Annotated in this window: 6 protein-coding genes and 1 pseudogene; 3 read left to right on the top strand and 4 right to left on the bottom strand. The window is 72.0% G+C overall.

Features of this window, described 5'->3' with window-relative positions; translation table 11 throughout:
* Positions 1 to 550 (top strand): annotated as a pseudogene (locus OJ962_RS17100) (hypothetical protein); the annotation flags it as partial.
* 114 nt (positions 551 to 664) lie between these two features.
* Here OJ962_RS17100 and OJ962_RS17095 read toward each other — a convergent pair.
* Positions 665 to 3,550, bottom strand: a complete 2,886-nt coding sequence (locus tag OJ962_RS17095; RefSeq protein WP_202956759.1) for a serine/threonine protein kinase — start codon at positions 3,548 to 3,550, stop codon at positions 665 to 667.
* A gap of 82 nt (positions 3,551 to 3,632) precedes the next feature.
* Here OJ962_RS17095 and OJ962_RS17090 point away from each other — a divergent pair, with 82 nt between their 5' ends.
* Entirely contained in the window at positions 3,633 to 4,265 is a 633-nt protein-coding gene (locus OJ962_RS17090) for a LuxR C-terminal-related transcriptional regulator (RefSeq protein ID WP_202956758.1), read from the top strand.
* Positions 4,266 to 4,272: 7 nt separating this feature from the next.
* A complete protein-coding gene (locus OJ962_RS17085) occupies positions 4,273 to 5,331 on the top strand; it encodes an ArsA family ATPase (protein WP_202956757.1) in 1,059 nt (352 codons plus the stop codon).
* Here OJ962_RS17085 and OJ962_RS17080 read toward each other — a convergent pair.
* From OJ962_RS17080 to OJ962_RS17070, 3 genes are all read right to left on the bottom strand, one after another.
* Complete coding sequence (locus OJ962_RS17080; RefSeq protein ID WP_202956756.1) at positions 5,290 to 6,534, bottom strand: hypothetical protein; 1,245 nt, start codon at positions 6,532 to 6,534, stop codon at positions 5,290 to 5,292. The two genes, OJ962_RS17085 and OJ962_RS17080, sit on opposite strands and share 42 nt — an antisense overlap.
* A gap of 75 nt (positions 6,535 to 6,609) precedes the next feature.
* Positions 6,610 to 6,966, bottom strand: coding sequence for a winged helix-turn-helix transcriptional regulator (locus tag OJ962_RS17075; RefSeq protein ID WP_202956755.1), 357 nt, complete (start codon positions 6,964 to 6,966; stop codon positions 6,610 to 6,612).
* Between the two features lie 82 nt (positions 6,967 to 7,048).
* Entirely contained in the window at positions 7,049 to 10,747 is a 3,699-nt protein-coding gene (locus tag OJ962_RS17070) for a phosphodiester glycosidase family protein (protein WP_202956754.1), read from the bottom strand.
* Positions 10,748 to 10,819 lie beyond the last annotated feature (72 nt).

The raw sequence follows: 10,819 nt of genomic DNA, 5'->3' as shown, positions 1-10,819 counted from the left end.
GCCGCCGGCCGCGGCCCCGCCGCCCGCCGTCGCGCCCGCGCCGGGCGCACCTATCGCGCCCACGCCCCCGGTCGAGGCTCCGGCGGCCGCGCAGCCCGGCGTCGCGGCGGCGTCGATCGATCCCGGCAGCGCCGCCAGCGACTACCCGGGCGACGACGCGTCGCAGGAGGAGCTCGCGAAGTGGCTCGCCAAGCAGGCCGAGGCCGCCGGGCTCCCGCCCGAGCTGCCGGTCATGGCGGCGCTCGTCGAGTCCGGGGTCAAGAACCTCAACTACGGCGACGCGGACTCGGTCGGCTTCTTCCAGATGCGCGTCGGCATCTGGGACCAGGGCGCCTACAAGGGGTTCGCCACCAAGCCCGAGCTCCAGGCCAAGTGGTTCATCGACACGGCGCTCGCGGTCAAGCGCAAGGCGATCGCGGGCGGCAACGCCGACTTCGGCAAGGACCCGGCGAAGTGGGGCGAGTGGATCGCCGACACCGAGCGGCCGGCCGAGCAGTACCGCTACCGCTACCAGCTGCGGCTGGAAGAGGCGCGCAAGCTCCTGGCGTAGACCTCGAGGCGCGCGCGTCCCTCGACCGTCTTCGCGGGCGAGTCGTCAGCCGCTCGACGCGGCCGACTTGCCCGCCGGTGACTGCCTGCAGCCACCGGCGGTCCTCAGCCTCGATCAGCCCTCGCCGCCGCCGGAGAGGCCTTCGTCGCCGCCGCCACCGCCGCCGCCGGTCTTGTTGCCACCGCCGCCGGTCTTGCTGCCGCCGGACCCGCCGGTGCCGCCGCCGGTGCCGCCCCCCGTGCCGCCGCCGGTCCCGCCCGGGCTGGGCGTGACGGGCTGGACGGGGGTCGTGCCGCCGTTCTGCGGCGTCGTCGCGTCGGACCCGCCGGAGTTGGAGGCGCCCGCGCCGGGCGTGCCCCCCGATGACGGCTGCTTCTTCTTCGGGTCCTTCTTGAGCGTCGGCAGCTTCGGCACGTCGGCGGCGCGCTCGACGGCGGACGAGTCGAACTCGTAGCCCGCCTCGCCGATGGTGCGGAAGGCGGCGTCGATGTCCTTGCTGCCGGCGGCGGCCGCGGCGCCCTGGCGCCTGAAGCCGTTGCGGTCCTTGTCGCGGCCCTCCGAGGCGGCCTTCTTGAAGGCGTTGCCGACGGTCTTGAAGGACTTGGCCAGCTCGGCGTTGCCGGCGGCGTCGGCCGGGCTCACGTCGAGCTTGCCGAGCTTCGTGGCCGCCGTGAGGTACGCGCTGCCGAGCTCGCTCGCGGCAGCGGCCTGCGTGGTGCGGCGGTTGGCGTTGTTGAGGTCACGCGCCGCGGACTTCTCGGACTTGTCGAGGCGGCCGAGGATCTTCTCGACGCTCGTCTTGTACTCGTCGTTGGGGCCGACCGGGAAGGCGTTGCCCTCGGTGATCTTCAGCGAGGCCCCGATCGTGTCGCAGGTGTCGCCCTTCGCGACGCAGACGAGCGTGGCGACGCCCTTGTCGGTCGGGACCGCGTACACGTCGCCCTTCTGGGAGCCGATCGGCAGCTGTGCGTACTTGGCGGCCTGCAGGCCGTCGCTGATCTCCGCGGTCTCCATGGTCGGCGTCGTGTCGCCGCGCAGGCCGTCGGCCAGCAGCGTCGGGTTCGCGGCCGTCTCGTCCGCGTAGCCGAAGACGATCGTGCCGCCGTTGCCGCCGCCCATCGTCACGGCGTTCTCGTCGAAGCCGGGGATCTCGGCCGCAGGGCCGTCGGACCAGCCGGCGGGCACGGACAGGCCGATGCCGTTCGCGGACGCCGGGAGCGTGGCGACCTCGGTCGGGGCCGGCGTCGCCGTCCCCTTGGCCGCGGCCGGATCGGGGTCGTCCCCGCCACCGCCGAGCGCGAGCGCAGCGCCCACGCCGATGACGGCGACACCGCCGACGATCGCGGCCGGCAGCACCCAGCTCGGGCGCCTGCCGTCGCCGGACCGCTCGCGCGGCGGCTTCGGCGGCGCCGGAGGCGGCGTCGCCTTGGACGGCATCATCGTGTCGGCCACGCCCGCGGGCAGCGGCTCGACCGTCTTGCCCTGCGCGGCGGCCGCGCCGGCGGCGGCACTGCCCGCGAGGGCGGCGGCGCCGGCGGCCTTGCGCCCGGCGGGCTTTTCGTCCTTGCGCGGCGTGGGTGTGACCGGCGGCGCGCCGTTGCCGGAAGCGGCCTTGGCGGGCGCGGCCGGGGCCGGCGGCGTGGCGTCGGCCTTGCTGGGCGCGGAGGGCGTCGCGCCGGCCAGGTTGGACGGCGTAGGCGCGGGCGGCGCCGGCGGCGTCGCGGGCTGGTTCGTCGGCGGTCTCGACGGCGGCGGCGCGATGTAGGTCTCGAAGCTCTCGTCCGGCTTCGGCGCGTCGGGCTGCGGCAGCAGGACGTCGCTCGGCGGCGCAGGAGCGGGCGCGCTGAAGGTCACGAAGCCGGTGGTGCCGGTGGGCTCCTCGTCGACCGGGGTCGGCGCGGGGATGGCCTGGGAGGGCATCGGCGTCGGCGGGCCGACGACCGGCTCCGGGATCGCGGGCGTGGCCGCCGACGGCGGCGGCGTCCACATCGGCGGGGGCGAGCCGCCGGTGTCCGCCGGGGCGCCCCAGGCGAAGGACTTGAACTCCTCGGAGGCCTCGGCGCCGTTGACGCTCGTGCCCTGGAACGGCGCGGGCGTCAGCGGCTTGGCGCCGCCGCCGGTGTCCGTGCGGCGCTCGACCAGGCGCGCCTCACGGCGCCAGCGCGGCCCGAGCAGCCCGAGCAGGATCTCCTCGAAGTCGTCCCACGCGTCCTGCGCGTTCTGCGTGCGGCCGTCGGGCTCCTTGACCAGCAGGCGCTCGATCCAGTCCGAGATGCGCTGGTCGACCTCCGGCCGGATCGACTTCACGGGCGGGATCGGCTCGTTGACGTGGCGGAGCAGGATCGCCATCGGCGCGTCCGAGTCGTGGAACGGGACGTTGCCCGTGAACAGCTCGAAGGCCATGCAGCCGACCGAGTACAGGTCGGTCCAGGGCCCGATGTCCTGGGCCATGGCCTGCTCGGGCGCCATGTACGTGGGCGTGCCGACCGTGGTGCCGGTCGCGGTCAGGAACGCGCCCGTCTGCATCTTCGTGGTCGCCTTGGCGATGCCGAAGTCCGCGATCTTCACGCGCCCGTCGGCCGTGACCATGAGGTTCTCGGGCTTGAGGTCGCGGTGGACGATCTCGTTCGCCTCGGCGTGCGTCAGGCCGGCGAGCAGGCCTTCGAGCACCCCGCCGATCTGCGCCATCGTCAGGCGGCCGACATACGGGCGCAGCGAACCGCGCTCGACGTACTCCATCGCGATGTACGGTGTGCCCTCGTGCTCGAAGTAGTCGTGAACCGTCACAACATTGGGATGCGACAGCGAGCCGGCCACACGGGACTCGCGCAGGAAGCGCTGGGCGAACGACGGATCGGACGCGTGGAAGGCGCCCAGCTCCTTGAGCGCGACGAAGCGGTCCAGGTCGGTCTGCCGCGCGAGGTACACCATGGCCATGCCGCCGCGACCCACCTCGCGGAGGATCTCGTAGCGACCGACCGTCTTCATGACCTCAGGCATCCCTGCAATCCCCTGTTTGACCGTATTGAGGCACCGGTCGTAGTATCGCCATGGATTTGACCGCGGGCAACCACCCACAAGGGTGAAACTCTTCGTCCTCGACACTCATACGATCTACCGGCGGGGGCTGGTGGCGTGTCTTGACCTGCTCGAAGACGTCGAGTCGGTCGCCGGCGCGGAGTCCGTCCGCGACGCCTGGGAGCACCCGGCGCTCTTCGAGTCCGACATCGTCCTGCTCGATCCCAAGCTCCCCGGCGGCAGCGATTTCCTGCCGGCCGTCCGCGAGGCGACCGGCGCGCGCGTGATCGTGTGCTCCTCCGACGGCGGCCAGGAAGCGGTCGTCGGCGCGCTGCAGGCCGGTGCAGTCGGCTATCTGCGCAAGGAGGAGCTCACGCCGGACACGCTGGCGAGCGCCGTCAAGGCCGCCGCGAACGGCACGGGCGTGGTCACGCCGGACCTGCTCGAGCACCTGCTCGCCAACCACCAGTCCAACGCCGAGGCGGCCGCCGCCCGGCCCGTCGCGGCCAAGCTGACCGACCGCGAGCAGCAGGTGCTGGCGCTGATCGCAGACGGACATCCGACGCGCGAGGTGGCCCAGACGCTCTGCTATTCCGAACGCACCGTGAAGAACGTCCTGCACGACGTCGTGACGAAGTTGAACGCCCGCTCGCGCTCGCAAGCGGTCGCGTTCGCGGTGCGTGAGGGCCTGATCTGAAGTCTTTATGCTGACCTCCCTCGAGCCGCTGCTCGAGGGCAAGCGCATGGTCATCTGCGCCGGCTCGGGGGGCGTGGGCAAGACGACGGCCGCCGCGGCGGTCGGGCTCGGGCTCGCCGAGAAGGGCCTGAAGGTCGCCGTGGTGACCATCGATCCGGCCAAGCGGCTGGCGACCGCGCTCGGGCTCGACACGCTCGGCAACGAGCCGCACCGGATCGAGGCGGAGGTCGAGGGTGAGCTGTGGGCGATGATGCTCGACGCCAAGCGCACGTTCGACGAGCTGATCGAGCGGCTCGCGCCCGACGAGCGCACCCGCGACGAGGTCTACGGCAACCGCATCTACCAGCAGCTCTCGAGCGCGGTGGCCGGCTCCCAGGAGTTCACGGCGATCGCGAAGCTCTACGAGCTCGATCAGTCGGGCGCGTTCGACGTGCTCGTGTTGGACACGCCGCCCGCGCGCAACGCGCTGGACTTCCTCGACGCGCCCGGCCGGCTGACGCGCTTCTTCCAGGGCCGCGCGATCCGGATGTTCCTCAAGCCTGCGGGCCTGTTCGGCCGCGGCACCGGGATCATGTTCGGCGTCATGCGCAGGGTCACGGGCGTCGACCTGCTGCAGGACCTGAGCGGCTTCTTCCGCTCACTCGGCGGGATGATCGACGGCTTCACCGAGCGCGCGCGGCGCGTCGGCGCGCTGCTCAAGGACCCCGCGACGACGTTCCTGATCGTGACCGCGCCGCGCCACGACCCGGTCGAGGAGGCGATCTTCTTCCACCGCAAGCTGCGCGAGGCGGGAATGCCGTTCGGCGGGCTGATCGTCAATCGCGTTCACCAGCCGCCCGACGACGGCCTACCGGACGACGTGACCGACCTGCTCGGGCCCGCGCTGGCCGAGCGCGTCCAGGCCGCGGCGCAGCAGCTGGGCGCGCTGGCCTCCCGCGATGCCGCCAACGTGGCGATCCTGCAGGCCGAGCTGCGCGACCCGCCGACGCTGATCGTCCCCGAGCTCGACGAGGACGTGCACGACCTAGACGGCCTGGCGGCCGTCCGCGCGCACCTCTTCGACTGACGGGGTGCGCAGCTCGTCGGCCACCTTGCGCAGCTGCGGGTCCAGATGGCCGCAGAGCACGTCGCGCAGCACCGCGCGCAGGCAGCCGCCGAGCTCGCAGACGAGCGCCTCCACCTCCGGCGACGGCTTGACGAACCCCACCACGGCGGCGCGCTCGAGCGAGACCGCCTCGCGCACGCGGGCCTCCAGCGCGGGCCGGTCCGGCGCTTCGGCGCAGATCGCCGCCAGGCGCTCGGCGACACCTTCGTAGCCTTCGGCGCCGCGATTGGCGAGCAGCGCGCGGGCGGCCAGCAGCCAGTCCGTGAGCGCCTCGACGGCACTGCCGCGCTCGCAACCGAGCTCGAAGCGGCGCAGCGCCCAGGCCAGTTCGCCGGCCCGCGGCGTGCGGCGCGAGACCAGCCCGCAGAATGCGCGCAGCGGGTCCTCCTCGTCCTCGCCGAGCAGGCAGTCGCCGCTCGGGCGCCGGATGCCGGTCGCGAGCGGGATCGTCATCCAGGATGCGCCGTCCGTGCGCGCGTGCGCGGTCGGGCCGAGCGCCGGCTCGGCGTCGTCCCACAGGCGCAGCGCGGTCTGCAGGCGCCGCAGCCGCCGGCCCGCCTGCTCGAGCGCCCGCCCGTCCTTGGACTCGAGCGCCAGCACGGCCACGGTGGCGTGCGGGTCCTCGGGCAGGCCGTGCGGCGCGTCGGTGAGCGTCGTCGCGCGCGCGAGGGTCAGCCCGTTTCCGAGTGCGACCTCGTCGGACTCGATCACGAGCCCTTCGACCGGCGTGATCACGACGCTGAGCGCGCAGCCGTCGTAGGCGATCTCCTCCAGCTCGGCGTAGGCGGCGTCGAAGCGCGGCTCGTCGAAGACGAAGTCGGTCACGTCCTCCCAGACCGCGCCGAGAAAGGCCTGCAGCGCCGCGTCGGCCAGCTCGTGCGCGGGCGCCCGCCGGCCGCGCTTGGCCAGGTAGGCGGGCAGGTCGGGCAGCGCCGCCAGCCCCTTGGTCGCCGGCAGATAGCTCGGCAGCCGCGTCAGCATCCCGGCCCGCTGGCCGATGAATTGCCCGGTCAGCGGCCGGTAGCAGTACAGCGGAGCGCTGCGCGTCGGCGTGGCGTCGAGCTCGAACGGGATCTCCGCCCCTCCCGACACCTCTTCCGCAAGCTGCCAGGCCGCCTCCTGGACGAAGGCCGCAAGTGAGTCACGCAGCGCCCGGTTGTGCATGGCGCAGCGTTTCGTCGCACGCTCACGCGCTCCTCCAGGGCGAACGCGCTATTGCAGCAAACGCCCCGGACGGAATTATGCGGCGACGACTTCAGGCGCCTCGGGCGCCTCAGCGCACGAGCCTTCCGCGCCCAGCCACTCGCTGCCGTAGACCCGCATGGAGTCGATGATCGGCACGAGCGCGCGACCCTTCTCCGTCAGCGCGTACTCGACGCGCGGCGGGACCTCGGGGTAGGTCGTCCGGTGCACGATGCCCTCCTCTTCCAGCGCGCGCAGGCGCAGCGAGAGGGTCCGCGGCGAGATCCCGCCGAGCGAGCGCTCGAGCTCGCAGAAGCGTGACCGGCCCTCGGACAGATCGCGCACGATCAGCAGCGTCCACTTCCCGCAGACGATCTCGGCGGTGCGACAGACGGGACAACTGGGGTCAGGCATGCGTCTCCCAGTCTAGCCCAAAGCTTCACGAACTGAAGTGGGCGAGGCCGCCGTCTCGCGAGACGGCGGCCCCAGCACCGGGTTACGGCTGCGTCGTGGACAGCGTGAACGTCAGCGTGGTCGCGTAGGCGCCGGTGCGCAGCGGATCGCGCTCGTTGATCTCCTGCTTGAAGCCGACCGTCGCCACGTCGTTGGTGACCGGGCCGGAGTAGGTCTTCGGGAGCCCGGAGACCTGCAGCGGTTGCGCCAGCTTGAACGCGCCGTTGGTCAGGTGCCCCGGGTTCGAGACCGACAGCGCCGCGTCGCCGGCCGTGGAGATCACGGTCGCCGTCGTGGTCCGCTCGTAGGTCTTGGTGACACCCGGCGTGAACGCGCCGAAGTCGACCGCCGGACCCATCGTCAGCGCGAGCGTCGCCGGGACCGAGCCGCCGATCGGCGCGTCCTCGTCGACCGAGGTGACCTGGGTCTTGATCACGCGCGAGGTCGTGATCGGCGCCATCGACTCGGTGCCCGTGTACTCGCGCATCGAGTCCACCTCGACCGACAGCGTCACCTCACCCGACTTGAGCGCCGTGAACCTGCGCGTCGCCGGATCGAAGATCGCCGCCTTGCCCGCGGCCTTCGCCGCCGCCTCGTCAGTACCGATCGCCAGATTCTCCGACCCGCCCCAGCGGACCGACATCGGGTACCGCAGCGGCACCACGCGCGAACCCGGCAACACACCCGATGGCTGCACGATCGAACCCTCGATCTGCGCCGAGTCGCCGACCTCGACGGCGTCCGGCGCGACGATCGTCGCCGACTGCGCGAACGCCCGCACGTCAGCCGTCAGCCACTGCTCGGACGCCGGCGCGTCCCGGTCTACGCTCCAGCGCATCCAACCCGTGAAGCCGCCGCGATCCGGCGTGCCGTACGGCGCCTTGCCGGACGACGGGTGCACGATGTAGGCCACACCTTGCTGGCGCTCGACGTGCGCGATCTGCGCGTGCGAGCCGACCATCGCGACGCCCTTGTCGGACTCCTCGCGGAAGTCCGTCAGCAGCTTCTCGATCAGCTGCACCTCGGTGCGATCGGTGAGCTGAGAAGCGTCCAGGTCACCCGGGTCGTTCGTCGGGTGGTGCGCGAACACCATCACGTTGTCGACCGCGTCATCGGCGACCGCGGTGTCGAGCGCCTGCTGGAGCATCGGCAGCTGCGCGAACCCCGACGAGCGGAAATTGCCGTACGCCGAGTTGAGCAGGATGAAGCGCGTGCCCTTGTGGTCGAAGAAGCGGTGCGGGGCACCGAACTCCGCGATCCAGTTGTCCAGCGTGCCCTGGCCCGAAGCCGTGTAGGACTCGTGGTTGCCCGGAACGTAGTAGCACGGGATCGTATTCGGATCGGTGTCCTCGGAGCCGCCGGCCTTGACCAGGTCGCAGCCGCCCGTCTCGAGCGTCTGACGCGCGAGCTTGAGGTCGTCGACGCCGCCGAGGTCCGTGATGTCGCCGTTGAGGACGACCAGCTCCGCGTCGGACTTGCGGATGCGGTTGAGCGCGGCGATGCCGGTCTTGGCCAGGTCGGGCTGGGCGGCCGTGAACTGGATGTCCGACAGCGTCGCGAACGACCAGTCGCCGTCGGCCGAGCCGTCGACCGAGACCAGCGGGTCCTCGCGCAGCGGCGCGACCGGCGGGCTCTCGATCTCGGCCGACGAGTCGATCTCGATCCTGTCGAAGATGACCGAGCCGTTCTTCTGCGCGGCCACGTTGGTCTCGATGACCTGGAACGAGTTGATTCGCACTGGGAACTTCGTCGTGGCCGGGAACGTCCAGACCAGGTCGTTCCAGCCCTTCTTGATCGGTGACCCGAGCGGGCCGTTGGCGCCGCCGTCACGGTCGAAGTAGCCGAGGTAGGAAAGGGAGATGTCGTGCTCGGACCACAGGCGCAGCCGCATGCGCAGCGGCTGACCCGGGAGCGGGATGCGACCCGGCGTGAGGTCCAGACGGATCGTGATGCCCATGTTGCGGCGACCCTCGTACGTCAGCTTCAGGCGACCGTCCTGCATCGACAGCTGCTGCGTGGCCGGCGCGGTGCCGTTGGGCGTCCAGAAAGACGGCTCGTTCGGGCGGTCGAAGGTGTGGACGGTCTGCGTGACGACGCCGACCGTGATCGGGAGCTTGACTTCCTTGCCCGCGACCTTGACCACCAGCATCGTCGCGCCCGGCTTGAGCGGCGTGACGCGCAGCAGGTCGCCGGCCTGCTCGATCTCGAGCAGCGTGTCGTCATAGCCGAGGTCGAGGTCGGCGAGCTCGATCGGCGCCGTGAAGCCCTCACGGTCGCGGCCCTGGACGCGCAGCGTGCGCGCGAAGGACGCGCCGGCCTCGGCGAACGACATGCGGGCCGAGGACAGCTCCAGCGTGTCCAGCGTGCCCAGGACGCGGATGTCCTTGGTCTCGGAGACCGTGCCGGAGGTCGCCGTCGCGGAAACCGTGCCGGTCGCGTCGGCGGGCGCGGTGACGACGCCGTTGGTCGCGCCGGTCCAGCTCACGTCGCCGGCGGCGACGGGCGTGTCGTGGTTGTCGACGGCCTTGACCTTCAGCGTGCGGCGCAGGCCTGGGAACACGCGCGGCTCCTCCGGGGTGACGATCAGCTCGTCCACGGCGCCGTTGCCGGGCGTGACGAAGACGCCGACGCCGTTCGGATCGTGGCGCTCGAAGCCGTCCGAGGGCGAGTTGCGGACGGTGACGCCCTCGTCGCCGAGCGCACGGGCGACCATCGTGGTCGAGCCGCCGCCGTCGAGGTTGAGCGCGGTGTCGGCTCCCAGCTCGACGAACGTGCGGGCGAGACGGTTGAGGTCCACGCCGAGTACCGGCGACTGGCGGCCGTCGGCGGTGACCAGCAGCATCGTCTTGCCGCCGTCCTTGAAGCCGATCGCCGTGCGCGGGGCGATGTCGTTCGGGTTCGGGCCCGGGATGACCGCGCCGTTGAGCACCAGCGGCGCGCTGCCGCCGACCGCGAACTGCAGGTTGCGGGCGACTTCGTCCTTGAGGCCGTACGTCAGCGTGACGGCGTCGCCGGGCGCGAGCGCCTTGATCGCGTCGGCGGCCGCGTCGCGCCCGATCAGCACGAACGCGCCCTCGGGGATCTCACCCGCGCCGGGAGCGGTGGCGACCGAGACGACCTTGTTGTCCTCCACCAGGACCTCGGCGACGTTCGAGACGCCGGCGAAGCCGCGGCCGCGCGAGTACGTGCCCCACGCGCTCGTGTAGGCGTGCATCGAGTCGGCGGGGACGCCGAGGTGGTTGGACGCGTTGAGCGTCTGCACCGTGTACGGCGTGCCCTTCAGCGACGCGCTGGCCTCGAGCGTCATGTCGACCAGGCGGCCGATGCCGTCCTTGCTGACGCCGGCGTGGTGCCACGGGCGGGCGATGTCGGCCGTCTTGAGCAGCGTCCCGCCGAGGATCTGGCCGCCGTGCGGCGCCCCGGAGTTGCCGATGTCGAAGAAGTCGGCGTTGACGCCGGCGACCGCCCCGACGCGGTTCGCGGCCGTCGTCAGCGGCCCGGTGTCGGTGATCTTCGGCCCAGCGGTGAGCGAGTCCGACTTCACCACCGGGTTGGAGAGGTCGACGGTGAGGATCTGGTGGTCGAACCAACCCGAGGCATCGACCGTCTTCAAATGACGGAGCGTGATGCCCGGTCCGACCGGCTCGGTCTTGTCGATCAGCGCGACTTGGTCTGCGGCGACCGCCAGCGGCGGCGCCAGCAGCGCGAGCGCCGCGGCGAGTGTGAGAGTCCGTTTCAGCACGCGGGCGATCCAAACGGACGCCCGCGCGCCACACGTGACCAGTCGGTGAAGTGTCTTCTGGGTTCCTACATG

The sequence above is a fragment of the Solirubrobacter deserti genome (genome assembly GCF_027587175.1).
GTDB lineage: Bacteria > Actinomycetota > Thermoleophilia > Solirubrobacterales > Solirubrobacteraceae > Solirubrobacter > Solirubrobacter deserti.
This window is presented reverse-complemented; position numbering and strand designations above follow the sequence as displayed.

Bases quoted from the DNA above. Each gene is read 5' to 3' on its own strand.
- OJ962_RS17085 (WP_202956757.1), top strand. From the start codon at position 4,273: ATGCTGACCTCCCTCGAGCCGCTGCTCGAGGGCAAGCGCATGGTCATC.
- OJ962_RS17080 (WP_202956756.1), bottom strand. From the start codon at position 6,534: ATGCACAACCGGGCGCTGCGTGACTCACTTGCGGCCTTCGTCCAGGAG.
- OJ962_RS17075 (WP_202956755.1), bottom strand. From the start codon at position 6,966: ATGCCTGACCCCAGTTGTCCCGTCTGTCGCACCGCCGAGATCGTCTGC.
- OJ962_RS17095 (WP_202956759.1), bottom strand. From the start codon at position 3,550: ATGCCTGAGGTCATGAAGACGGTCGGTCGCTACGAGATCCTCCGCGAG.